Genomic DNA, 24283 nt, shown 5'->3' with positions numbered 1-24283 from the left:
TTTGCAAGGAACCTGTAAGGAATGCCTGCTATACTGCTTGCAGACTGAAGGAGGGGTTCCCATGAATTTTAAACAGCTTAAATGCCTTGCTGTAGGCTGCATGGCCTTTGACCATGTGACGCGCATCTTCCCGATTGACCATATGCTGTTCCCGCTGGCCGATGCGCTCTGGGCGGCGGGGCATCCGCGCCTGGCGGACGGCATCCTGCAATGGGTGCCCTTCCTGCTCGGCTTTATCGGCCGCCTGGCGGCGCCGGTCTTCCTTTTCTGCATTGTGAACGGTTTTTTCCATACCCACAGCGTGCGAAAATACCTCCTGCGGCTCACAGTGGCCGCCGTCATCGCGCAGCCGCCCTATATGTGGTTCGACATGGCAGAACAGAGGCTGTACGGCGTTCCGGGGCCGTGGCAGCCGGTGGGGCTCAATATCCTGTTCACGCTGGCCTTTGGGCTGGCCGCGATAGCGGCGTTCGACTGCTGCGGGCGCCGTAACCGGCATTTTACCGGCCTGCTCGCGGTGCTGGCCGCTGCCGCGGCCTGCCATTACCTGCCGTGCGAGGGCAAGGAGGGCTACATCCTGCTCATCTTTACCATTTACCTGCTGCGCGGCCGCTCGCGCAGGGTACAGGCCGCCCTGCTTGCGCCCGCGGTGGCGCTGTCTCGCATCCGGCTGATCCTGATGCCCTTCACCGATCCCGCGGCCAATTGGGCGAGCTGGGCGATGACGGCGTCCATGAACGTCGCCGGCAATTATTTCGGCACGCTCATCCCGCTGCTCTATAATGGGGAAAAGGGCGAGGTAAAGCCCTGGTTCCAGTGGTCCCTGTATGCGTTTTATCCCGCGCACTTTGCGCTGCTCGCCGCCATCGGCTGGCTCCGCCCGCCGTTTTGAATACAGGAAAGGCCCTGCAAGCTTCATTGCAGGGCCTTTTCCCTTTATTTATGGTATTTCCCGCCGGCGAGGATGTTGAGTGCGCGGTAAAGCTGTTCCAGCACCATGACGCGCGCCAGATGGTGCGGGAACGTCATCGGCGACATAGACAGCCGCAGCGCCGCGTCCTGCTTGAGCGCTTCGTCCAGCCCGCAGGAGCCGCCGATCAGCAGGCACAGGCGCGATACGCCGTGCGCCGCCATCGTGCCGAGCTTATCCGCAAACGCTTCGCTGGACAGCGTCTTGCCCTCGACGCACAGCGCAATGACCGAAGCGCCCTGCGGGATCTTCGCGCGGATGGCCGCGGACTCCTTGGCGAGCGCCGCGGCGATTTCGCCCGCGGAAGGCGTTTGCGGCAGGCGCTGCTCGGGCAGCTCGGCGATTTCCAGCTTGCAGTAGGCCGACAGCCGCTTTTCATACTCGCGCACGGCATCCGCCCAGAACTTTTCGCCGAGCTTGCCGACGCAAATTAGCTTTACAGACAGCATACCCGCCCCTCCGCATCCAGCAGCACCGGCGCTTCCATCGCGTCCTTCGGCGCGACATACAGCTCGCACGCCGCGCCGCACTGGTCGAGCGCGCGCCGCGTTTCGCGGAACGCCGTGACCGGCGTGTTATTGTGCTCGCTCAGGTGCGCCAGGATCAGCGTGCGCGTACCGGCCTGCGCAAGCTCGGCCGCGCAGGCGGCGCAGTCCGGGTTGGACAGGTGCCCCTGCGCCCCGCCGACACGCTGCTTGAGCGGCCAGGGGTACGGGCCGTTTTGCAGCATCACCGGGTCGTGGTTGGACTCCAGCACAACGGTATCGCAGCCTGTAAGCTGCTTTTTGACCTGGGACGGCATAAAGCCGAGGTCGGTCGCAAAGCCGAGCGCGCCTTCCGTCCCGCGCAGCACATAGCCGACGCTTTCCGCCGCGTCGTGCGGCGTCAGGAAGGACTGCACCGACAGCCCGCCGACCGGGAAGGCCTCGCCGCCGAAAAACGGGCGCAGCTTGTCCGACGCGGGCGGCGTCTTGCGCACCAGCTCGCGCGCCGTCGGCCCGGTCGCATAGACCGGCACGTCATATTTTTTGACAAAGGTCGCAAGCCCCTTGACGTGGTCGATATGCTCGTGCGTAATCAGCACGCCGGCCAGGTCTGGCACGTCCATCCCGAGCGTGCCGAGCGCCTGCCGCAGCCGCCGCACCGACACGCCGAGGTCGAACAGCACCGCCGTCCCGCCGGACACATACAGCGAACAGTTGCCGCCCGACCCGCTCGCAATACTGTAATAATAGCGTTCTTTCATGCGTTCTCCATAAATGAATACAGGGACGCGTTTCCTGCGTCCCTGCCGTGTTTCCGCTTACTTTGCCTCGGGCAGGGAGGTGTCCCCCTCCGGGATCTCCGCACGGTACATATCCGCGCCGATCGCCTGGAATTTCTCCACAAGGTTTTCATAGCCGCGTTCAATATTGGTGACCTGCTCCACCTGGGTGACGCCGCGCGCCGCAAGGCCCGCAATGACCATTGCCGCGCCCGCGCGCAGGTCGTACGCGCGCACCGGCGCCGCCTTGAGCTCCTCGACGCCCTCCACCACGGCGATCTTGCCGTCCACATGGATGTTTGCGCCCATACGGGTCAGTTCCTCGGTGTAACGGTAGCGGTTATCCCATACGCCCTCGGTGATGATGCTCGTGCCCTTGGCCAGGCACAGCGCCGTGGTCAGCTGGGGCTGCATATCGGTCGGGAAGCCCGGATAGGGCATGGTTTTCACGTTCGTCTTGACCAGGTCGCCCATGCGGCGCACCAGCAGCGCGTCGTCGAACTCGTCGATCTCGACGCCCATCTCGGTCAGCTTTGCGGTGATGCACTCCAGGTGCTTCGGGATGACGTTCTTGATGAGCACCTGCCCGCCGGTCGCCGCGACCGCCGCCATAAAGGTGCCGGCCTCGATCTGGTCGGGGATGATCGAATAGGTGCCGCCGTGCAGCTTGGGCACGCCGCGGATCTTGATGATATCGGTGCCCGCGCCCTTGACGTCCGCGCCCATCGAATTGAGGAAGTTCGCCAGGTCGACGATGTGCGGCTCCTTCGCGGCGTTCTCGATGACGGTCTGCCCGTCCGCCAGGACAGCCGCCAGCATGATATTCATGGTCGCGCCGACCGAAACCACGTCAAAATAGACATGGCCGCCCTTGAGGCCGTCCGGCGCGTCCGCGACAATGTAACCGCCCTCGCGCGTCTCGATCGTGGCGCCGAGCGCGCGGAAGCCCTTGAGGTGCTGGTCGATCGGGCGGATGCCGCCGAAGTTGCAGCCGCCGGGCATCGCCACCTCGGCATGGTGGTACTTGCCGAGCAGCGCGCCGATCAGGTAATAGGACGCGCGGATCTTGCGCATCAGCTCGTAGGGCACCTTGCTGCCGCCCACGGCTTCCCCGCTGATCTCGACCGTCGTACTGTTGAGCAACCGGATGCGCACGCCCAGTTCCCGCAGGATTTCAAGCTGGAGCGTCACGTCAATGATCTTGGGTACGTTTTCAATCCGGCACGGTCCGTCCGCCAGCAGGGCGGCCGGGATAATGGCCACTGCCGCATTCTTGGCGCCGCTGATCGTAACCTCGCCGTTGAGGCGTTTGCCGCCGTTAATAATATATTTCGTCAAGCCTATCTACTCCTTATAGATTGGTTGGGCGCCAGCCTCCGAAACGGCTGCCGATTACTCCATCCTATTCCATACTTTTCCCCTGTGTGACCGCTCTCAAACGCAGCCTGCATGTTTTTTATTTTATCACAAGAACACCGGAAAATCAAAGTTATTTTGACGTGTTCTATACGATATTTGTTCCCGAAATGCGCCTTTATTTCAGCGCATCGACGAAAACCGTGCCCCGGTCGGTTTCCACCCGCCAAAAGGGGGAAAGCNGTGCGGCGTCAGGAAGGACTGCACCGACAGCCCGCCGACCGGGAAGGCCTCGCCGCCGAAAAACGGGCGCAGCTTGTCCGACGCGGGCGGCGTCTTGCGCACCAGCTCGCGCGCCGTCGGCCCGGTCGCATAGACCGGCACGTCATATTTTTTGACAAAGGTCGCAAGCCCCTTGACGTGGTCGATATGCTCGTGCGTAATCAGCACGCCGGCCAGGTCTGGCACGTCCATCCCGAGCGTGCCGAGCGCCTGCCGCAGCCGCCGCACCGACACGCCGAGGTCGAACAGCACCGCCGTCCCGCCGGACACATACAGCGAACAGTTGCCGCCCGACCCGCTCGCAATACTGTAATAATAGCGTTCTTTCATGCGTTCTCCATAAATGAATACAGGGACGCGTTTCCTGCGTCCCTGCCGTGTTTCCGCTTACTTTGCCTCGGGCAGGGAGGTGTCCCCCTCCGGGATCTCCGCACGGTACATATCCGCGCCGATCGCCTGGAATTTCTCCACAAGGTTTTNACTGCCCCGCGACCGCCGTCTGCCCCTCCCCCTGCCAGGAAACCGTCAGGCGGCGGTTGAAAACCGGGAGGCCGCCGACCGTGGCCGTCAGCACGGCTTCCCCCGCCTCAAGGTCGGCCTCGACCCTGCTGCCCTTGAGGGTTACGCCGCAGGCGGCGAGCAGCTCGGAGGCGCTTTTTTCCATCCCGCGCGCGGAGCCGGGCACGACCGCGCCTTCCTGCCGGAAGGCGGCGTTTACCGTCCCGTCCGGCCGCCAGCTTACCGAGCCGTTGCCGCCGGTGAAGACGGTCTCGCCGTCCTCCCGCTCCACGCGCTCGACCGTGCCCTCCAGCACGGCGCGGGCGAAGGCCTCCTCCGCCGTGCGGCTGCGGTCGATCTCGAGCGCGAGCATCCCGCGCTGCGCGGGGATGCGCAGCCCCTTGCCGCATTCCACATCGTATTGCCGCAGCACCACCCGGATATCCTCCAGAAGCGCCTGCTGTTGCATGTCCGTGCCGGCCTGCCGCAGGATCAGGCTGCCGAGCAGGAAGCCGTTGACCACGAGCAGGATCACAAGCAATATGTTTTTGACCTTATCCCACTGCACTGCCGCCCCTCCAATCCTTCCGGTAGGCCGCAGGCAGCACCCGCCCGCTGCCGTCGTCCGTGTAAGCCACGACATACCCGTACTGCGATGCGCCGTCCAGCGCGGCCGCGGCCTGCGCAACCGGCAGGACATACAGCTTCTCCCCGGTGGATACATAGTCCCGCAGGGACAGCTCCGCCGCAACCAGCATGCCGTCCTGGAAGGTAAAGCGCGCGAGCGGCTGCCCATCCGCCCGCCGCACGGGCAGCCCGCCCACCGTCTGGTTGAACTGCACGTTCCACGCGCCCGATTCCGCATCCAGCCGCACGCTCTCCAGTTCCGCGGGGATGGTGGAGCCGACCGCGCCCAGCGCGGCGTTCAGCACCTCATGTGCATAGTCCACCTGCGCGGCAAGTGCGCCCGCCGCGTCGACCTCGCCCTCCTGGTAGGCGGGCAGGCCGCCGGACAGCGAATTGGCCTTGAAGCGCACCTGTCCGTCCTGTGAAACGCGCAGCGCGCTGTAATTCTCGACAAAAACCTGCGTCGCGCCGTCGTTCTCCGAATAATTTGTCACATATGGGTCATAGCTGAACGCGGCGAGCAGCGTCTGCAGGCTGTCGCCGCTCGCCGGGTCGCCGAAGGCCGGCATGCGCGCCTGCAGCACGTCATATGCCGCCGCGCCTTCCGGCACCAGGGTTTCCGGCAGCAGCGCACCGTATACCTGCGTATCGAGCGTGCCCGCATAGCTGCACGGCGGCGCGGTGACGCCCGCCGCGACCCGCTCCCACACGCCGGCGTCGACCTTGACGCCGCCCACCGTGCGGTACAGCATACCGTCCGCGCCGTCGCGCACATAAAGCACGCCGCCGCGCGTCAGCACCAGGCTGGCCACGCTGCGGCTGTCGGTGTGGGCGGGGTCCGCGCCCATCCAGCCTGCGAGCAGGCTGAGTGGCAAGCTGCTGTTGTAGGACAGGAAAAGGGTATCCCCGCGCAGCGCCTCTTGCAGCGCGGCCTCTTCGGCCTTCTCAAAGCTGCGCGCCCCCGCCAGCGCGTCCGCCCAGAGCGGCCGCACCGATTCGTACAGGGAACCTTCCGCGGTCTCGTTATAGGAAGCGCCCCGCAGCCCATCCGCCGCCGTCATGGCGATGCCCGACGGGTAGGCCGCCGGGGTATCGCCCGCGCGCTGGATATAGCCGCCGTCGCCCATGGGCAGCAGCGCGTAAACCTGTGCAAAGAACGAGTCCGCGGGCGCGTTGTCCCGCCCCAGGCCGGTGCCCCAGTTGAGCGCGACCAGCAGGGCGAGCAGCAGCGTCAGCAGGACGAGCACAAGGTTCTTCAAGTGGTTTTTAAGGGAGCCTTGACGTTTCTTCATACGGCTTTTTCCCCGTCGAGCGGCAGGTCGGTCGGCAGGACGATGGTCACCGCCGTCCCGGCGTCCAGTTCGCTTTCCAGATGGATCGTGCCCTTGTGCGCCTCGACCATTTCCTTGGCGATGGCGAGGCCGAGGCCGGTGCCGCCCTTTTCGCGCGAGCGCGCCTTGTCCACACGGTAAAAGCGCTCAAACAGGCGCGGGACGTCCTCCTTCGGGATGCCCATGCCGTTGTCCTTGACGCGGATCACCACATGCCGGTCGTCGCGCATTGTGGCGAACAGCTCGATCCGGCCGCCGCGCGGCGTATATTTGATGGAATTGGATACGATATTTACGATCACCTGCTCCAGGCGCTCGCGGTCGCCGACCATGTCCGGCAGCGGGCCGCGCAGGTCCATCCGCAGTTCGTGGCCGTTGTCGCGCGCGGCCAGCAGCATCGCCGTGTGCACGCCCTCGAGCATCGTCTGCAAGGAAAAGCGCGTGAACCGCAGGTCCATCCGGCCGTAATCTAGCTTGGACAGCGTGAGCAGGTCCTTGACGATGCGCGTCATGCGGTCGGCTTCGTTCGAGATGACGCCGAGGAACTTGACCTCGGTCTCCGGGGGCAGGTCGCCCGCCGCGTCGACCAGCGTCTCGGTATAGCTTTTGATGTTCGTCAGCGGCGTGCGCAGCTCATGCGAGACGTTCGCGACAAATTCGCGCCGCGCGTCGTCCAGCTTGCGCTGCTCGGTGATATCGTGGATGACCGCCATGATCCCGCCCTCGCCCGTGCCGCCATAGGGTGCGAACAGCACGTTCAGCGTGCGGCCGAGGCGTTTGATTTCGGTCTGCACATAGCCTTCCTTGCCCGCATCCTCGCTGTCGGGCAGCGCCATGCTGTGGAACATTTCGCCAAACGTCATATCCTCGCGGAACTCCACGCCGAGCAGGCGCTCGGTCGCCGGGTTCATATGGATGATGCGCCCCTCCGTCGTGAAGGCGGCCACGCCGTCCGTCATGTGCAGGAACAGCGTATTCAGCTTGTCGCGCTCGCCCTGCACCTCCTCGAGCGTGGTTTTGAGCACGCGCGACATGTTGTTGAACGTGCGCGTCAGTTCACCGATCTCGTCGCTCGACTGGATCGGGATGAGCTGCCCGAAATCGCCCGCCGCGACGTGCTGGGCGCTCTTCGTGATGTTTTCGATCGGGGTCGTAATGGTCTTCGACAGCAGGAAGCTGAGCAGGATCGCGACGAGCAGGCCGAACAGCATCGCCTGCATGACAATGGCGAAAAAGCGCCAGGTCAGGGACTGGATGTCCTCCTTCGTGTCGCGGATATAGACGATATAGGGCTTGTCCCCCTGTACCGGGATGGCCACGTCCATATAGCTGTCCGCCATCGAGCCGCTCGCGCCCACCCGCCCGGCCATGGCCGCGACGATATTGGGGTTCGCGCGCAGCTCGCTGCCGACGGCCTGGTTGGAGCCGGCGACAAACGCGCCCTCGCCGTCCAGGATGTAGTAATTGCGGTAATTGTCCAGCCCGAGCGGCCCTGCGTAGTAGGATATCATTTTGGACAGGCGTTCCCCGCCGTCCCCGCCGCGGGCGGTCTGCCCCAGCTCCTCCAGCAGGTCGCGTGTGAACACGTCGCCCACCTGCTTCTGGAAATCCTCAAAATAAAAGTTGCTGACGCTGTTGATCAGGAAGGTGCCGACCACCGCCATCACCGAGATGATCAGCAGCACGAGGATCAGCACCAGCTTCATATGCAGGCTGCGAAACATAACTTATAATCCCCTTGTATCTCTGTCAATTCCCGGAGGAAAAGTAATAGCCCAGCCCGCGCTTTGTGATGATGTACTGCGGCTGCGCAGGGTTGTCCTCCAGCTTCTCACGCAGGCGGCGGATCGCGACGTCCACCGCGCGCAGGTCGCCGTAGTATTCGTAGCCCCACACCTTTTCCATCAGTTCCTCGCGCGAAAAGACCTTGTCCGGCACGGCGGCCAGGAAGGTCAGGATTTCGTACTCGCGCACCGAAAGGTCGAGCGGCTTGCCGTTTTTGCAAATTTCGCTTTTGTCCTCGGAGATCGTGAGCGCGCCCGCAAGCCGGCGCGCCTGCCCGTCCGTTTCCCCCGCGTCCGGCGCGGGCACGCGGCGCATGTTCGCGCGCACGCGCGCCACCAGCTCGCGCATGGAAAAAGGCTTCGTAATGTAATCGTCCGCGCCCAGCTCGAGGCCGGCCACCTTGTCGGATTCCTCCTCGCGCGCGGTCAGCATCAGGATCGGCACCTCGGACTGCTCGCGCACGCGGCGGCAGACCTCAAAGCCGTCGAGCCCCGGCAGCATGACGTCGAGCAGGATCAGCCCCGGGTCACCCTCAAGCGCCTTTTTCAGCCCGTCGTTGCCGTCGTATGCGGTTTCGGTCTCATAGCCCTCGCGCTCCAGGTTAAACGCCAGGATATCCGCGATGGCCGTTTCGTCCTCCACAATCAGAATCTTATTGTTCACAGCGAGCCTCCTGTTTTTCTACACCAGCCCTAAAAGCCGCGCCTTGCACACGGCCGCAATCGTTTTCCCGTCGCGCACCGTGCCGTCCGCCACCAGCTTTTCCAGTTCTGAAAACGGCATGTGGACCGTCTCGACGAATTCGTCCTCATCCGGGTCGCAATCCCCGCCGTGCAGGCCGAGCGCGCAGTAGAGGTGCAGCACCTCGGTCAGGAACCCGGGGGACGGGTACACCTCGCCCATATAGACCATGCGGTCGGCCGTGTAGCCGGTCTCCTCGCGCAGCTCGCGCACGCCGCATTCCAGGTGCCCTTCCGGGCCGTGGTCGATCTTGCCCGCCGGGATTTCGAGCAGCGTTTCGCCGTATGGGTAACGGAACTGCCGTACCAGGACGGCGTTGCCGTCCGCGTCGACCGGCAGCACGCCCACGCCGCCGACGTGCTCGCACACCTCGCGGTAGGCCTCCTTGCCGTTCGGCAGCAGCGCGGTGTCAACGCGCGCCTTCATGATGCGGCCTTCAAATTTATATTCGCTCGTCAGTGTTTTCTCTGTAAAATCCATTGCTGTTTCTCCTTTTGCGGTCAATGGTTGCGGCACCGTTCCCTCATCACGCCCTCGCACCGCAGGATCATGGCGCTTTCCGGCTCCAGGATGACCTGCGTGCCGCTTTCGCCGTTTGCACACGTGTAGGCGCCGCCGCCGCGCAGCATGTCTTCCGCGGCCAGGCACGGCAGGAATACCGAGCGCATGTCGCCTTCGCGGTTGACCGCGATGATTACGCACTCTTCCCCGATGCAGCGCGCGTACACCAGCACGCCCTCGTCCATCCGGATGAAGTGCAGGTCGCCCCGGCGCAGCGCTGCGCTGCCGTCCCGCGTCTCGCACAGCATACGGTAAAACGACAGGATTTCCGGGTCTTCCTTGCCCCAGGGGTAGGTGCGGCGGTTAAACGGGTCCTCGTACCCCTGCATGCCGGCTTCATCGCCGTAGTAGATGCAGGGCGACCCCGGCATGGTAAACTGCAATACGGCGGCCAGGCGCAGGCGGCGCTTCGCCCCCTCCAGCACGCCGGGCGGCAGCATATGGTACGCGCGGTAATCGCGGTCCATCTCCCAGACGTCCGGTTCGCCGCCGAGCACCGACAGGATGCGCGGCGTGTCGTGTGTGCCGATGATGTTCATGAGGTTGTAAAAGATATCGTGCGGGTAGTTTTCGCGCAGCGTCTCAATGCGCTCCGCGAAATGCTCCGCCGTGCCGCCGGTCACAAAGGCCAGGATGGCCTCGCGCAGCGGGTAATTCATCACGCTGTCCAGTTCGCCGCCCTGGAAATACCGGCGGCGCTCGTCGTACGCGACCTTGTTGGAGGCGTCCTCCCAGACCTCGCCGAGCACCAGGCCGTCCGGCTTCTCCTCCTTGACGACCGCGTCGATCTTCTGGATGAACCAGTCGGGCAGCTCGTCGGCGACATCCAGCCGCCAGCCCGACGCGCCCAGGCGCAGCCAGTGGCGGATGACGCTGTCCTCGCCCTCGATGATATAGTCGATATAGGCCGGGCTGTCCTCCCGCACCTGCGGCAGGGTATAGATGCCCCACCAGGATGAGTACTTATCCGGCCACTCCTGGAAATCGAACCAGTCAAAATAGGGCGAATCCTTGGACTGGTGCGCGCCCTGCCCCGGATAGTGCCCGCGGCCGTTAAAGTACCGGCTGTCAAATCCGGTATGGTTGAAAACGCCGTCCAGCATGACGCGGATGCCGCGCTCGGCCGCCTCCGCGCACAGGGTGGCGAAGTCCTCCTCCGTGCCCAGCATGGGGTCGATCTTCTTATAGTCGCCGGTATCGTACCGGTGGTTGGAAAACGCCTCGAAAATTGGGTTTAAATACAGCGTACTCACGCGTAGGGAGGCCAGGTAATCCAGCTTTTCCGTAATCCCGCGCAGGCTGCCGCCAAAAAAGTCGTTGTTCAGGATTTCGCCGCGCTTATCCGGCCGGTAGTCCGGCACGTCGCCCCAGTTCTTGTGGACGTGGCGCTCCGCGGGGTAGCCGTCCTCCGGCGGGACGCTGGTGCGGCGGAAGCGGTCCGGGAAGATGTTATAGGTGATGCCCTCGCCGAACCAGCGCGGCACCTTGTATGCCCCGTCATACGCCGTGAGCTGGAAGCGCGCGGAAAGTTCCGCCGCCATCTCGCCCTTGCTGCCGTAGCCGCGGCTGATGTAAAACACGCCGTGCGAGGTGGACACGCGGAAATAGTACCAGTACAGCCCCGGCCGCGGCACCGTATACGCGCCCTCGTAGTGGTCCCGGCAGCCCTCCAGGCCGCGCCATTGGAGCGGGATGCGCCGCTGCTCGCGGTCGTTCCCGTCCTCGGCGATGAACAGGCTGGCCTCATACACGCCGTGATAGCGTTCCGGATATAGGCAAAAGACGACGGTTCCCCCTGCCTCTGCCGCGCCATATGGTCTTTTATACGCCTCGTCGCGCGCGTTGAAAATCAGGTCTTTCATCTCTAACGCCTTCTCCCCCGGAGCCATTCTGAGAACCCCGCCTGCCGGGCGGCGCTCTCAGAATGGCTTCAAATTTAATAGGTCCCGCTGCCTGCCGCACGCTTTTGCGTGCGCGGCGCGCCCCCTCATGAACCGCGCAAGGGACTGCCCGCTGATACAGGCAGTCCCATTGCGTTTTTTCCATCGCGTCTTAGTACGCGAAATCGGTGTGCACCTTCCAGATATTTTTAGCGTATTCCGCGATCGAACGGTCGGAAGCGAACCGGCCGCTGTTTGCAATATTCATCAGCGACATGTAGTTCCAGTTTTCCGGCCGCAGGTACATCTGCGACACACGCTCCTGCGCCTTCACGTAGGAATCAAAATCGGCCAGGGACATAAACTTGTCGGCAGGCCCGCCGTTGCCCTGCAGCAGCATCTTGACGAGGCTGTCGTATTTCTTGCCGTCGCCGAAGCCGTCGCGCATCTGGTCGAGCACGCGGCGCAGCCCCGGGTTGCTGTTGTAGATCGACATCGGCGAATAGGTGCCGCCCTCCGCGAGGTTCTCCGCCTCCTTGGCGTTCATGCCGAAGATGAAGATATTCTCCTCGCCGACCGCCTGGCAAATCTCGACGTTCGCGCCGTCCATGGTGCCGATCGTCAGGGCGCCGTTCATCATGAACTTCATGTTGCCGGTGCCGGACGCTTCCTTGCCCGCGATCGAAATTTGCTCGGAGACCTCGGCCGCCGGCATGATCATCTCCGCCAGCGAGACCTTGTAGTCCTCGATAAAGACGACTTTGAGCTTGTCGCCGACGTCCGGGTCGTTGTTGATCTTGTTTGCGATCGAGTTGATCAGGCTGACCGTGCGCTTGGCCACCACGTAGCCCGGCGCGGCCTTGGAGCCGAAAATATAGGTGCGCGGTACGAATTCGGCTGACGGATCATCCTTGATCTTGTTGTACAGGTACAGGATATGCAGGATATTCAGCATCTGGCGCTTGTATTCATGCAAACGCTTGACCTGTACGTCGAAAATGGAGCCGAGGTTGACCTCGATGCCGTTGTGCTCTTTAATATATGCGGCCAGCCGCTCCTTATTATGCCGTTTGATCTCCGCAAGGCGGTCGAGCACCTTTTTGTCCTCGCCAAAGGTGCGCAGCACCTGCAGCTCGGACGGGTGGGTGATGAAGCCGTCGCCGATCAGCTCGGTGATCAGCCCCGTCAGCTCCGGGTTGGCCTCGCACAGCCAGCGGCGGTGCGCGATGCCGTTCGTGACGTTGCGGAACTTGGCCGGGGAGATATGGTAAAAGTCGTGGAAGACCTTTTCCTTCAGGATATCCGAATGCAGCTCGGAAACGCCGTTGACCGAGAAGCTGCCCGCGATTGCAAGGTGCGCCATGCGCACCACGCCGTCCGACACAATCGCCATCTTGGAGATGCGGTTGAAGTCGCCCGGGTAGTAGTTCCACAGCTCCTTGCAGAAGCGCTCGTTGATCTCGTTGACGATCATCATGACGCGCGGCATCAGGGACTGCATCAGCTCGATCGGCCAGCACTCCAGCGCCTCGGGCATAACGGTGTGGTTCGTGTACGCCACGCACTGGGAGACGATGTTCCACGCCTTATCCCAGCCCATGTTTTCCCCGTCCATCAGGATACGCATCAGTTCCGGGATGACGAGCACCGGGTGGGTGTCGTTGATATGCAGGATGTGCTTGCGCGCGAAGTTCTCGAGCGTGCCGTACTGCGCCTTATGCTTGGCGCAGATATCCTGGATTGTCGCGGAGACCAGGAAGTACTGCTGCTTGAGGCGCAGGGACTGCCCCTCGATGTGATTGTCCTCGGGATAGAGGATCATCGAGATGACCTCGGCCATCGCGTGCTTTTCGACCGCCTTGAGGTACTCGCCGCGCGAAAACAGGCTCATATCGAGCGGGATCGGGCTGCTGGCCTCCCACAGGCGCAGGGTGGAGACGTTATCCGTCTTGTAGCCGGAAATCGGCATATCGTACGGGGTGGCGAGGACTGGCGTATAGTCGGTATGCTCGACCACAAGCTTGCCTTCGTCGTTCCAATAGGTGTTGACGTTGCCGCCGATGCGCACCTCGCGCACGTCGTCCATGGCCGGGATCTGCCAGACCGCGCCGGTCTCCAGCCAGCTGTCCGGCAGCTCCACCTGCTCGCCGTCGACAATCTTCTGCTTGAAGATGCCGTGCTCGTAGCGGATGGAATAGCCCGTGGCGCGCACGCCGATCGTGGCCATGCCGTCCATATAGCAGGCGGCCAAGCGGCCGAGGCCGCCGTTGCCGAGGCCCGGGTCTGCTTCTTCCTCGAACAGGTCGGACAGGTCCACGCCCATATCGGCCAGCGCGTCGCGCATCGGCCCGAGAAGGCCGAGGTTGTAAGCATTATTGCGCAAAGAACGCCCTACCAGGAATTCCATGCAAAGGTAATGTACCTGGCGCTCCTTATTCTGCTCCACCTGGTTTTGCGTCTCGATCATGTGATCCGCGAGCGTGTCGCGGATTACCAGGGCGCAGGCCTCGTAAATCTGCTCTTTGGAGGCCTCGCCCGGTTCACGGCTGAAATGGCGGCGGAGCTTGCCCTCGATCGCCTGTTTCATGGTATTCTTTGTATACGTCTTTGGCATGGTGTATCTAACCCCTTATCTTTCTTCTCACTTCTGGGACCGCTTTTTCGGGAGGGAAACGGGCAAACCCGTTTACAGAGATTCGTAAACCTCTAAGTACTTGTCGGCCGAAGCGTCCCAGCTGAAGTCGGCCGTCATGCCGAGTTCCATCAGGTGCGCCCAGGCTTCCTTGTTGGTGCGGTAGGTCTCGCACGCCTCGCGGATGACATGCAGCATGTCGTGCGCGTTGTAGCTTGCGAAGGTAAAGCCGTTGCCCGTGCCCAGGTAGTCGACGAAGGCCTGCACCGTGTCCTTCAGGCCGCCTGTCTCACGCACAATCGGGATGGTGCCGTACCGCATAGAGATCATCTGCGCCAGGCCGCACGGCTCGGTGCGCGACGGCATCAGGAACATATCCGCGCCGGCATAGATTTTGTCCGCCAGGTCGCCGGAGAACATGATGGAAGCCGAAATTTTCGCCGGGTACAGGCGCTTGGCCTCCAGGAACATCTGCTCGTAGCGCCAGTCGCCCTTGCCCAGCACGATCAGGCGGACGTCGTCCTCCAGGATATCGTGCAGCACGGCTTCCAGCAGGTCGAGCCCCTTGTGGCTGACAAAACGGGTGACCATGCCGATGACCGGCGTGCCGTCGTCGCCCTCAAGGCCGCACAGCTTGAGCAGCTCCCGCTTGTTCTGCAGCTTATCCTTGAGCGTCTTCGGCCCGTAGTTCTTGTACAGGTGCGGGTCGGTCAGGGGGTTGAACACCTCCATGTCGATACCGTTCAGGATGCCGTGCAGCTTCCAGCTATTCTGCCGCAGGATGACATCCATCCGGTGGCCGTAATACGCCGTCTGGATCTCCTCGGCGTAGGTCGGGCTGACCGTCGTGACCGCGCTGGCCGCCAGGATCGCCGCCTTCATCAGGTTGACGTCGCCGTCGAGCACCATAAAGCCGGAACGGTAATGCGCGTCGTCGATGCCGAGGACATATTCCAGGATCTCGCGGCCGTACTGGCCCTGGTACTGGATGTTATGGATCGTAAACACCGTTTTGATGCCCTGGTAGAACGGGCGCGCGCTGAACATCAGGTTGTAATAGACCGGTACAAGCGCGGTCTGCCAATCGTTGCAGTTGATGACGTCGGGCTTCCAGTCCAGGTCGGGCAGGATCTCCAGCACGGCTTTGGAGAAAAAGGCAAAGCGTTCCGCGTCGTCATATTCGCCGTAAACCTGCACGCGTGCGAAGTAATACTCGTTATCGATGAAGTAATAGGTCACACCGTCCTGTTTCAGGCTGAAAACGCCGCAATATTGGTTGCGCCATGCAAGCTGTACATATGCATTTTTGACAAAATCCATTTTCTGACGCCAGTCCGTGGAAATCGCGCTGTGAAGTGGACAGAACACCGCCACATCGTGACCCTTGGCCGCAAGCGCCTTGGGCAGGGAACCCGCCACGTCGCCCAAACCGCCGGTTTTGACAAACGGAGCCACTTCGCTTGCAACATACATGATTTTCATTTTGCCAGACCTCCCGTCCTGCCCTTCATAACAGCGGGTACCGCAAATGCGGTCCGTAACTTGTTTATTTTACTAGACAATAGAACTTTTTGCAATAACAACCGGATAATTTTCATGCCCCATCATCGTACGGCCTTCCCGGATGGTAACGCCGCGGTCGGTGATGATATGCGCCAGGGACGCCCCGGACAGGATACGGCCGGACTGCATGATGATGCTGTTGGAAATCTTGGCGTCCTTCTCAACATGGACGTCGCGGAACAGGATGGAGCCGGAGACCTCGCCCTCGATATAGCAGCCGTCAGCGATCAGGCTGTCGTCCACCACGGCCTTGTCGCCGTAGTAGGCCGGGGCCTCGTCGTGTACCTGCGTATAGATCGGGCGGTTGCGGAGGAACAGCTCGTCGCGTACCTCCTTTTCCAGCATATCCATGTTGGACTGGAAATAATCTTTGGTATCCTCAATCTTTACCGCGTATTTGTCGAAAACAAAACCGCTGATCTTATCCTCATTCAGGGCGCGCTGCAGCAGCTCGCGCTCAAAATGCACCAGGTTATGGGTGACGCAGTCCGCGATCAGGTGGATCAGGTATTCGCGGCGCATGACGTATACGCCAAGGGCGGTATACTTGCACTTGCCGTCGTTGCAGTCGCCGACGCGGATGTCGGTCACCTCGCGCTTGCGGTTCAGCTCGACATAGGTCGTGAACGGGCTTTCCTTGACCTTTTTGCAGCAAACCATGGTCATGCTGTTGCCGCTCTCCTTATGGGCCTCCACGATCTCGTCCAGCGGCAGGTTGGCAATGATGTCGCCGTCCGCCACCACGACATAGTCGGAGCGGTTCTTCTGGAGGTAATCGACCGCGCCCGCGAGCGCGTCAATCTTGCCGCGGTATTCGCCGTTGACCAGCGGGGAGGCGCGCTTGGAGTAGGAGTACGGCGGCAGCAGGGTGACGCCGCCGTTTTTACGGGACAGGTCCCAGTCCTTGGCGCTGCCGATATGGTCGATCAGCGACTGGTATTTGTCGCGCATCAGCACGCCGACACGGTAAATGCCGGAGTTGACCATGTTGGACAGCATGAAGTCGATGATGCGGTAGCGGCAGCCGAACGGGACGGCGGCCACCGTACGGTGCTCGGTGATTTCGCGCAGGTCGTTATCGGTATCGAAGGCGATAATAATGCCCAGTACGTTTTTCATAGCTTTCGTCCCCCCTTAAATCTTGTCCGGCAGGTCTTCGGCGGCCATTTCCTTTGCCGCCATCTTGACCCCGCGCCCAACGCGCACGCCGCCTGCGACGACCGCCACGCCCCAATTGTCGATATCCGCGTCTGCCGGGCTCTGGCCGACCTCCGCGCCCGCGGCGATAGTCGCGCCTTCCGCTACGATCGCATAGCGCACGACCGCGCCCTCCTCGACGATCGCGCCGGGCATCAGGATGGAGTATTCCACCTGCGCGCCGCGCCCGACCGTAACGTCGGAAAACAGTACGGACTCGGATACGTCGCCGTAAATCTCGCAGCCCTCGGAAACCAGGGAGTGCGTGATGTGGGAATCCACGCTGGCAAAGTGCGGGGGCGCGCCGTTGTTACGTCCATAGATCTTCCAATCGTCGTCGTCCAGGTTCAGCCCGGACTTGGGCGACAGCAGATCCATATTCGCCTCCCACAGGCTTTCGATCGTGCCGACGTCCTTCCAGTAGCCGTCGAAACGGTAGGACTGCATCTTTTCGCCCGCGGCGAGCATCGCCGGGATGATGTCCTTGCCGAAGTCGTTGGAGGAGCCCGTCCGGGCCTCGTCGTCCATTAAGTACTGGCGGAGCTTTTTCCAGGTGAAGATGTAGATGCCCATGGAGGCCAACGTGGACTTCGGCTTCTTGGGCTTTTCCTCGAACTCGTAGATGCTGCCGTCCTCGTTGCAGTTCATGATGCCGAAGCGGGACGCCTCGGACATCGGCACGTCGATGACCGCGATAGTCGCGTCCGCCTTCTTGGCCTTGTGCTCGGCCAGCATCTTGGAATAGTCCATCTTGTAGATATGGTCGCCCGAGAGGATCAGGACGTATTCCGGGTCGTACTCGTCCACGAAGCCGATGTTCTGGTAAATCGCGTTTGCCGTGCCCTTGTACCATTCGGAAGTCTTGCCCTTCTGGTACGGGGGCAGGATGTAGACGCCGCCGCTGACGCGGTCGAGGTCCCACGGCTGGCCCGAACCAACATAGGCGTTCAGCGCGTGCGGCTCATACTGGGTCAGCACGCCGACCGTATCAATGCCGGAATTGATGCAGTTTGAGAGCGGGAAGTCGATGATCTTGTACTTTCCGCCGAAGGGGACTGCGGGCTTGGCGACCTTGGTCGTCAGCACATACAGCCTGCTGCCCTGGCCGCCGGCCAGCAGCATAGCAACACATTCTTTCTTTCGATACATTTTAAATTCTCCATTCTCCGCTTTTTGCGCATTTTTAGAATTAGAATCTGTAAGCCGCCCGCTGGGCGGTTGATTTTATACCATGCGGCACGCGGCTCCCATCACCGCGCGCCTTGTGCGCCGCCCCCGTTTGCAGGGGCGCCCCCTTGGTGGGACTCAGGCCTCCGTCCCCTCCTTGCCCTTTGCCGCGCCGTCCGGCGCCGCATCGGCCTTGGGCATGTCCTCCGCCTTGCGTCCCCCAGCCTTGCCCGCCGTTTTCGCGACTGCCTTTTCCGGCTGCTTTGCGACCGCCTTTTCCGGCGTTTTGGCCACGGCCTTCCCCGGCTGCTTTGCGACCGCTTTTTCCGGCGTTTTGGCAACCGCCTTCTCCGGCTGCTTGACCACGGCCTTCCCCGGCTGTTTTGCAACCGCCTTTTCCGTGGCAGCCGGCTCGGCCGCCGCCTTTTTCACCGTCTTTGCCGTCTTGGGTTTCGTGCCGACCTTGGCGCGCGGCGCGCCCTTCGCGGCCTTTTTCTCCGCCGCCTTTTTCGCGGCCTCGATCTCCGCCTTGGTGCGGCGGCGGCGCTTGGGCGTGCCCTTGAGGAATACGATGCCGAGCGGCGGCAGCTTGAGCTGCACCGACTGGTCGCGCCCATGGAAGGGCACCGACTCGGTCTTGAGCTTGCCGTTGGCCACGCCCGTGCCGCCGTACTCCGGCCGGTCGGACGAGAAGGCCTCTTCATAGCTGCCCGCAAACGGCACGCCGATGCGGTATTGCTCGTGATAAACCGGCGCGAAGTTGACGACGACGACGAGGTCGGAGCCGTCCTTTGCGATGCGCCGGAAGGAAATGACGTTGTTGCGGCTGTCCTCGTGGTCGATCCACTGGAAGCCCTGCCAGTCGACGTCGTTCTCCCAGAGCTGCTTGCTGTCCAGGTAGAAATGGTTGAGCGCGCTGACGTACGCCTTGAGCTGGCGGTGCGCGTCGTAATCGAGCAGCATCCAGTCCAGGCCGCGGTGGTACGCCCACTCGGTGAACTGGCCGAATTCGCCGCCCATGAACAGCATCTTTTTGCCGGGATGCGCCATCATATAGCCGTACAGCGTGCGCAGGCCTGCAAACTTCTCGGCGTATTCGCCGGGCATTTTGTCGATCAGCGAGCGCTTGCCGTGCACGACCTCGTCGTGCGACAGCGGCAGGATATAGTTTTCCGAAAAGGCGTACATGAACGAGAAGGTGATCTTCTCATGCATGTCCTTCCGGAAGAACGGGTTTGCCTCGCAGTAGCAGAGCATGTCGTTCATCCAGCCCATGTTCCACTTGAAGTTGAAGCCCAGGCCGCCGTCGTAGCCCGGCTTGGTGACCATCGGCCACGCGGTGGATTCCTCGGCAATCATGAGCACGTCGGGATGGTCGGTCAGGATCTTCTCGTTCATCAGGCGGAGGAAATCGACCGCCTCGAGGTTTTCGCGGCCGCCGTGGATGTTGGGCGTCCAGCCCTGGTCCTGGCGGTTGTAATCGAGGTAGAGCATGGAAGCCACGGCGTCCACGCGCAGGCCGTCGATATGGAACTGCTCGATCCAGAACATGGCGGAGGACATCAGCAGGTTGCGCACGGACACCTTGCCGTAATCGAATACGCGGGTGCCCCACTCCTTGTGCTCCATCTTGCGCGGGTCGGCGTACTCGTAAAGGTACGAGCCGTCGAACTCGACCAGGCCGTGCCCATCCTTCGGGAAGTGCGCCGGCACCCAGTCCATGATGACGCCGACGCCCGCCTGGTGGCACCTGTCGATGAAATACATGAGGTCCTGCGGCGTGCCGTAGCGCGAGGTCGCGGCGAAATACCCCGTGACCTGGTACCCCCAGGAACCATCATATGGGAATTCCGTCAGCGGCATGACTTCAATATGCGTATAGCCCATTTCCTTTACGTAAGGCACAAGCTCTTCCGCCATCTCCCGGTAGGAATAGAAGTTGCCGTCCTCCTTCATCTTCCAGGAGCCAAAATGCATCTCGTAAATATTGAGCGGCTTATCGTATGCAAGGTTTTCGCTGCGCCATTTCAGCCAGCCGGCGTCGTTCCACTGGTAGCCTTCCAGGTCGTAATACTTCGACGCATTCGCGGGGCGGGTCTCGGAATGGAAGCCGTAGGGGTCCGCCTTATCGATGATGTCGCCGATTGCAGTCTCGACGCTGTACTTATACGAGTCATATTGCTGCACGCCCGGGATAAAAAGCTCCCATACGCCCTGCTCGTCCATGGCCATCGGGCTTTTCTCTCGTTCCCATTCGTTAAACGAGCCAATGACTGACACGCTCTTGGCATTGGGCGCATAAACACAGAAATTTACGCCCTCCTGGCCGTCCTGTTTCGCGGGGTGCGCACCCATAAATTCATATGCGCGGCAGTCGCGCCCCGAGTAAAACAATTGACCATGCTCATTGCGCGAGAGTTTTTTTGCTTCTAAAGCCATTTTGCTCATCTCCTCCTAAACGCATCGCAAAATGCGTGAATTCTCTCTTAATATCCATTCTTTTACAGTCTTTTTTGTGATTTTAGCACAGATTTTGCGATAACCCATCCAATTTTACTAGGGATAGTATACAACACTTACAAAAAAAAGTCCAGTAAATTTCAGATTTACCGGACTTTTTCCTATCTTTTATTTTTTGCCGCTGTCCAATAAACGGGTTTTTGCCGCCCCGCTGTAACTTAACGGACTGCCCGCGGGCGCGTTATTTCAGCACTCCGCCGCGCCGAACACGTGCCGCCGCACCAGGTCGAGCGCGGTCGACGCCGCCTGGTTGCGCACGCGGTCGCGGCCCAGCTTGGACTGCATTTTACGGGTCACGTTGCGCCCGTCGTAATACACGCTGATATAGACGAGGCCGACCGGCTTTTCCGCCGTGCCGCCGTCCGGCCCCGCGATGCCCGTGATGCCCACGCCGACATCCGCGCCGAGCGCCTTTGCCACGCCCGCGGCCATCTGCTCTGCCGTTTCCGGCGATACCGCGCCGACCGTATCCAGCGTGCCCTTTTGCACGCCGAGCACGCCCATCTTGACCTCGTTGGAATAGGAGCACACGCCGCCCTTATAGTAGGCCGAGCAGCCCGGCACGTCGGTGATGCGCTTGGACAGCAGGCCGCCCGTGCAGCTCTCCGCAACGGCCAGCGTCAGGCCGCGCGCCTTCAGGCCGTCCCCGACCACCTGCTCGAGGGAATCCACGTCCACGCCGTAAACGTCGTCGCCCAGGATGTCGCACACCTCGCGCACGACGGGCGCGAGCAGGCGCTCCGCCTCCTCGGCGGTATCCGCCTTGGCGGTGACGCGCGCGAAGCACTCGGAAATCTTGGCGTAGGGCGCGATCGTCGGGTTCTCCATCCGCGCCATCATATCGTGCAGCTTGGCCTCCATCATGGATTCGCCGGTGCCGAACACACGCACGTTGTGGGACACGATGCAGCCGCCCGCCAGCGGGTAGAGGTAGGGCATCGCGCAGTGCTTCCACATTGGGTTGCACTCGCGCGGGGGGCCGGGCAGCATGAGCACGTGCTTGCCGTCCGCCTCGAAGGCGCAGCCGGGCGCGGTACCCCATTCGTTGACGAACACGGTGCAGCCCTCGGGCAGCCATGCCTGCTTTTCGTTATTCTTCGTCATCTCCTTGCCGATATCGTGAAAGAACGACACGATGCGGTCGAGCGACGGCTGGTGCAGCGCCATCTTCTTGCCGAATACGGTGGCAAGGGTCTCCTTGGTCAGGTCGTCGAGCGTCGGCCCGAGGCCGCCCGTCGTGATAATGATATCCGCGCGCTGCTTGGCGTTTTCAATCACGCCGCGCAGGCGTTCCGGGTTGTCGCCCACGACCGTCTGGTAAAATACGTTGATGCCCAGCTCGGACAGCCCCTGCGAGATAACCTGCGCGTCGGTATTGACGATGTCGCCCAGCAGGATTTCCGTGCCCACTGCGATCAGTTCTGCGTTCATAATGATATTAACTCCCTTCGGTTCTTTCCGTCATATTGCCTGCGGCGCCCCGCCGGGGTCAGCCCAGGACGATGCGCTCCGTCCCTGCGACGGCCTCGCCGACCAGCGTTTCCACATCCAGGCGGCTTTCGGCCTCCAGGATCTTGGGCAGCTTGGGGCGGGTGTTCGGGTGCTTGGGGGTAAAGACCGTGCAGCAATCCTCATATGGCAGGATAGAGGTTTCAAACGTGTCGATTTTGCGCGCGATGCGGACGATCTCCTCCTTGTCCATGCCGATCACCGGGCGGAACACGGGCAGCTCGCACACCGCGCCGGTCACCGCCATGGCAGGCATGGTCTGGCTCGCGACCTGGCCGAGGCTCTCGCCCGTGATCAGGGCGCCGCATTCGTACTGCACGGCGAGCCGCTCCGCGATGCGCATCATAAAGCGGCGCATCACCAGCGTGAACAGCTCCTCGTGGCACTTGTCGCGGATCTCTTCCTGGATCTTGGTGAACGGCACAATGAGCAGCGGCATGCGCCCGGTATAGCGCGTCAGGATCTGGCCAAGCTCGACCACCTTTTCCTTGGCGCGTTCCGAAGTGTAGGGATAGCTGAAAAAGTGCACGCCGACCAGCTCCAGCCCACGCTTTGCCATCATATACCCCGCGACCGGCGAGTCGATGCCGCCGGAAAGCAGGAACGCCGCGCGGCCGTTCGCGCCGACGGGCATACCGCCCGCGCCCGGCTCCGGCCCGGCGTGCACAAAGGCGTGCTCCGTGCGGATTTCCAAATGGACGGTCAGTTCGGGCGTGTGCATATCGGGCTGCAGGTGCTTATATTTGTCCGCCAGCTCGCCGCCGATGTGCTGCGAGACCTGGATGGAGGTCATGGGGAATTTTTTGTCCCCGCGCTTGGTCTCGACCTTGAAGCTGCGCGCGTCCGCGATACGATCGGCGAGGTAGTCCTCGGCGGCCGCCTGCATGCTTTCGAGCGTCTTCTCGCAGACCGCGGCGCGGCAGATCGTCGCTACGCCGAACACGCGACGCACCGCCTCCGTCACCGCGTCCCCGTCCGCGTCCTCCGGGATCCAGACGTAGATGACCGACTGGTGGATTTCGACTTGGCACGGCGCGACCGCGCGGATGCGGCGGCGCAGGTTGCCGAGCAGGCGGTCTTCAAACTTTTTGCGGTTCAAACCCTTGAGTACGATCTCGCCGCACTTGAGCAATAAAACTTCCTTCATATGTTCTCCTTTTCAGGGGGCGTGCGCCCCGCCGTTTATCTCCTGAGCATCGCCGCACCCTTGCGCGCCGCGGCGATGAACGCGTCCACATCCGCCCGCGTGTTGTGCGGCGCGAAGGACACGCGCAGCGCGCTGTCGATGCGCTCCTTTGGCAGCCCCATCGCGCGCAGCACGTGGCTTTCATGCCCCTTGGCGCAGGCCGAGCCGGCCGATACATAGACCTCCTCCTGCTCCAGGATGCGCAGCATGACTTCGCTCTTGCATCCCGGGAACGACAGGCTGACGACGTGCGGCACGTCGTTTACGCCGTTCTGTACCGCCCATGGGAAGGCTTCCGCCACCTGCGCCTTGAGGTACGCGCACAGGCCGCGCACATGTTCGCAGTCCCCCGCAAAGGCCGCCGCGCGCACCCGGCAGGCCGCGGCGAGCGCCGCGATGTTCGGCATCGGCTCGGTGCCCGGGCGGAAGCCGTTTTCCTGCCCGCCGCCGTACAGCAGGGGCGGCAGCGCCACGCCCTTTTTCATATAGAACGCGCCGATCCCCTTGGGCGCGCCGACCTTGTGGCCGGAAACGCTCATCAGGTCGCAGCCCCATTTCGCGGGCGTGAGCGGGACGCGGAAAAAGCCCTGCACCGCGTCGATATGGAACAGCGCGTGCGGGCAGCGGCGCTTGAGCAGCCTGCCCATCTCCCCCACCGGCATGCACGCGCCGACCTCGTTATTGACCAGCATGCAGGTCAGCAGGATGGTGTCCTCCCGCAGCGCTTCCTCCAGCCGCCCCAGCGGGATATGGCCGTCCACGTCCGGCTGGAGGCGGGTGACCGAAAAGCCCTCGCCTTCCAGCTTTTTCAGGCTGTTCAGCGTGGCGGAATGCTCCACCGCCGTTGTGATGATATGCTTCCCGCGGCGGAAATTCTTACGGCAGACGCCGAAAACCGCCGTGTTGATGCCCTCGGTGCCGCCGGAATTAAAATAAACCTCGCCGGGCTGCGCGCCCATGGCCTGCGCCACGCAGGCGCGCGACTCCTTGAGCATTGCCGCGGCGCGGTTGCCCAGCCGGTGCTGGGAGGAGGGGTTCCCGAACGCCTCCCGCATGGCGTGCACCGCCGCCTCCGCCGCCTCCGGCAGCACCGGCGTAGTCGCCGAATTGTCCAAATAATGCATGGTTTCGCCCTTTCTTCCGGATTCCCGTACCAGTATATTATACATCCGCCCCCGCCCCGTGCCAACCACTATTTTGCACCTTTTCTATTG

Annotated in this window: 18 protein-coding genes; 1 reads left to right on the top strand and 17 read right to left on the bottom strand. The window is 62.3% G+C overall.

Annotated elements, in window-relative coordinates; genetic code table 11:
• Positions 1-61: 61 nt before the first annotated feature.
• Positions 62-892, top strand: a complete 831-nt coding sequence (locus tag CZ203_RS13020) for a TraX family protein (RefSeq protein ID WP_087066535.1) — start codon at positions 62-64, stop codon at positions 890-892.
• Between the two features lie 44 nt (positions 893-936).
• Here CZ203_RS13020 and rlmH read toward each other — a convergent pair whose 3' ends face one another.
• From rlmH to CZ203_RS12935, 17 genes are all read right to left on the bottom strand, one after another.
• Positions 937-1419, bottom strand: coding sequence for a 23S rRNA (pseudouridine(1915)-N(3))-methyltransferase RlmH (gene rlmH, locus CZ203_RS13015; protein WP_087066534.1), 483 nt, complete (start codon positions 1417-1419; stop codon positions 937-939).
• Positions 1407-2216 carry an MBL fold metallo-hydrolase gene (locus CZ203_RS13010; RefSeq protein ID WP_087066533.1) on the bottom strand — a complete coding sequence of 270 codons (810 nt, stop codon included), beginning with the start codon at positions 2214-2216 and terminating at the stop codon, positions 1407-1409. The genes rlmH and CZ203_RS13010 overlap by 13 nt, the downstream gene beginning before the upstream one ends.
• A 57-nt stretch (positions 2217-2273) precedes the next feature.
• The gene (locus CZ203_RS13005; RefSeq protein ID WP_087066532.1) at positions 2274-3572 is read right to left on the bottom strand and encodes a UDP-N-acetylglucosamine 1-carboxyvinyltransferase; all 1299 of its coding nucleotides are present in this window, start codon (positions 3570-3572) and stop codon (positions 2274-2276) included.
• 201 nt (positions 3573-3773) lie between these two features.
• Positions 3774-4202 (bottom strand): MBL fold metallo-hydrolase, encoded by a 429-nt coding sequence (locus CZ203_RS13000; RefSeq protein WP_087066531.1) that lies wholly within the window; start codon positions 4200-4202, stop codon positions 3774-3776.
• Between the two features lie 722 nt (positions 4203-4924).
• Positions 4925-6289: a hypothetical protein gene (locus CZ203_RS12995; protein WP_087066530.1), complete on the bottom strand. Its 1365-nt coding sequence runs from the start codon at positions 6287-6289 to the stop codon at positions 4925-4927.
• On the bottom strand, positions 6286-8052 hold the full coding sequence (locus CZ203_RS12990; RefSeq protein WP_087066529.1) for an ATP-binding protein: 1767 nt from the start codon (positions 8050-8052) through the stop codon (positions 6286-6288). The genes CZ203_RS12995 and CZ203_RS12990 overlap by 4 nt, the downstream gene beginning before the upstream one ends.
• 25 nt (positions 8053-8077) lie before the next feature.
• Positions 8078-8776 (bottom strand): response regulator, encoded by a 699-nt coding sequence (locus CZ203_RS12985; RefSeq protein ID WP_087066528.1) that lies wholly within the window; start codon positions 8774-8776, stop codon positions 8078-8080.
• Between the two features lie 18 nt (positions 8777-8794).
• Positions 8795-9334 carry an NUDIX domain-containing protein gene (locus CZ203_RS12980; RefSeq protein WP_087066527.1) on the bottom strand — a complete coding sequence of 180 codons (540 nt, stop codon included), beginning with the start codon at positions 9332-9334 and terminating at the stop codon, positions 8795-8797.
• Between the two features lie 20 nt (positions 9335-9354).
• Positions 9355-11277, bottom strand: coding sequence for a glycoside hydrolase family 13 protein (locus CZ203_RS12975; protein ID WP_235847533.1), 1923 nt, complete (start codon positions 11275-11277; stop codon positions 9355-9357).
• 190 nt (positions 11278-11467) lie between these two features.
• A complete protein-coding gene (locus CZ203_RS12970) occupies positions 11468-13909 on the bottom strand; it encodes a glycogen/starch/alpha-glucan phosphorylase (protein ID WP_087066526.1) in 2442 nt (813 codons plus the stop codon).
• Positions 13910-13981: 72 nt separating this feature from the next.
• Positions 13982-15409: a glycogen synthase GlgA gene (gene glgA, locus CZ203_RS12965; RefSeq protein ID WP_087066525.1), complete on the bottom strand. Its 1428-nt coding sequence runs from the start codon at positions 15407-15409 to the stop codon at positions 13982-13984.
• Positions 15410-15481: 72 nt separating this feature from the next.
• Complete coding sequence (gene glgD, locus CZ203_RS12960; protein ID WP_087066524.1) at positions 15482-16609, bottom strand: glucose-1-phosphate adenylyltransferase subunit GlgD; 1128 nt, start codon at positions 16607-16609, stop codon at positions 15482-15484.
• Positions 16610-16624: 15 nt separating this feature from the next.
• On the bottom strand, positions 16625-17836 hold the full coding sequence (locus tag CZ203_RS12955; RefSeq protein ID WP_087066523.1) for a glucose-1-phosphate adenylyltransferase: 1212 nt from the start codon (positions 17834-17836) through the stop codon (positions 16625-16627).
• A 156-nt stretch (positions 17837-17992) separates the two neighbouring features.
• The gene (gene glgB, locus CZ203_RS12950) at positions 17993-20293 is read right to left on the bottom strand and encodes a 1,4-alpha-glucan branching protein GlgB (protein ID WP_200809487.1); all 2301 of its coding nucleotides are present in this window, start codon (positions 20291-20293) and stop codon (positions 17993-17995) included.
• A 267-nt stretch (positions 20294-20560) separates the two neighbouring features.
• Positions 20561-21805 carry a competence/damage-inducible protein A gene (locus CZ203_RS12945; RefSeq protein ID WP_087066522.1) on the bottom strand — a complete coding sequence of 415 codons (1245 nt, stop codon included), beginning with the start codon at positions 21803-21805 and terminating at the stop codon, positions 20561-20563.
• 58 nt (positions 21806-21863) lie between these two features.
• Positions 21864-23030 (bottom strand): tRNA uracil 4-sulfurtransferase ThiI, encoded by a 1167-nt coding sequence (thiI, locus tag CZ203_RS12940; RefSeq protein ID WP_087066521.1) that lies wholly within the window; start codon positions 23028-23030, stop codon positions 21864-21866.
• Between the two features lie 35 nt (positions 23031-23065).
• A complete protein-coding gene (locus CZ203_RS12935; RefSeq protein ID WP_235847532.1) occupies positions 23066-24238 on the bottom strand; it encodes a cysteine desulfurase family protein in 1173 nt (390 codons plus the stop codon).
• Positions 24239-24283 lie beyond the last annotated feature (45 nt).

Origin of the sequence: Intestinibacillus massiliensis, assembly GCF_900155735.1 — a bacterium.
Classification (GTDB): domain Bacteria; phylum Bacillota; class Clostridia; order Oscillospirales; family Butyricicoccaceae; genus Intestinibacillus; species Intestinibacillus massiliensis.
The sequence above is the reverse complement of the archived record's forward strand: the minus strand, read 5'-3'. Positions and strand labels throughout refer to the sequence as shown.

Bases quoted from the DNA above. Each gene is read 5' to 3' on its own strand.
- CZ203_RS12995 (WP_087066530.1), bottom strand. From the start codon at position 6,289: ATGAAGAAACGTCAAGGCTCCCTTAAAAACCACTTGAAGAACCTTGTG.
- rlmH (WP_087066534.1), bottom strand. From the start codon at position 1,419: ATGCTGTCTGTAAAGCTAATTTGCGTCGGCAAGCTCGGCGAAAAGTTC.
- glgD (WP_087066524.1), bottom strand. From the start codon at position 16,609: ATGAAAAACGTACTGGGCATTATTATCGCCTTCGATACCGATAACGAC.
- CZ203_RS13020 (WP_087066535.1), top strand. From the start codon at position 62: ATGAATTTTAAACAGCTTAAATGCCTTGCTGTAGGCTGCATGGCCTTT.
- glgA (WP_087066525.1), bottom strand. From the start codon at position 15,409: ATGAAAATCATGTATGTTGCAAGCGAAGTGGCTCCGTTTGTCAAAACC.
- CZ203_RS12990 (WP_087066529.1), bottom strand. From the start codon at position 8,052: ATGTTTCGCAGCCTGCATATGAAGCTGGTGCTGATCCTCGTGCTGCTG.
- thiI (WP_087066521.1), bottom strand. From the start codon at position 23,030: ATGAAGGAAGTTTTATTGCTCAAGTGCGGCGAGATCGTACTCAAGGGT.
- CZ203_RS12935 (WP_235847532.1), bottom strand. From the start codon at position 24,238: ATGTATAATATACTGGTACGGGAATCCGGAAGAAAGGGCGAAACCATG.
- CZ203_RS13010 (WP_087066533.1), bottom strand. From the start codon at position 2,216: ATGAAAGAACGCTATTATTACAGTATTGCGAGCGGGTCGGGCGGCAAC.
- glgB (WP_200809487.1), bottom strand. From the start codon at position 20,293: ATGGCTTTAGAAGCAAAAAAACTCTCGCGCAATGAGCATGGTCAATTG.
- CZ203_RS12980 (WP_087066527.1), bottom strand. From the start codon at position 9,334: ATGGATTTTACAGAGAAAACACTGACGAGCGAATATAAATTTGAAGGC.
- CZ203_RS12945 (WP_087066522.1), bottom strand. From the start codon at position 21,805: ATGAACGCAGAACTGATCGCAGTGGGCACGGAAATCCTGCTGGGCGAC.
- CZ203_RS12970 (WP_087066526.1), bottom strand. From the start codon at position 13,909: ATGCCAAAGACGTATACAAAGAATACCATGAAACAGGCGATCGAGGGC.
- CZ203_RS12975 (WP_235847533.1), bottom strand. From the start codon at position 11,277: ATGAAAGACCTGATTTTCAACGCGCGCGACGAGGCGTATAAAAGACCA.
- CZ203_RS12955 (WP_087066523.1), bottom strand. From the start codon at position 17,836: ATGTATCGAAAGAAAGAATGTGTTGCTATGCTGCTGGCCGGCGGCCAG.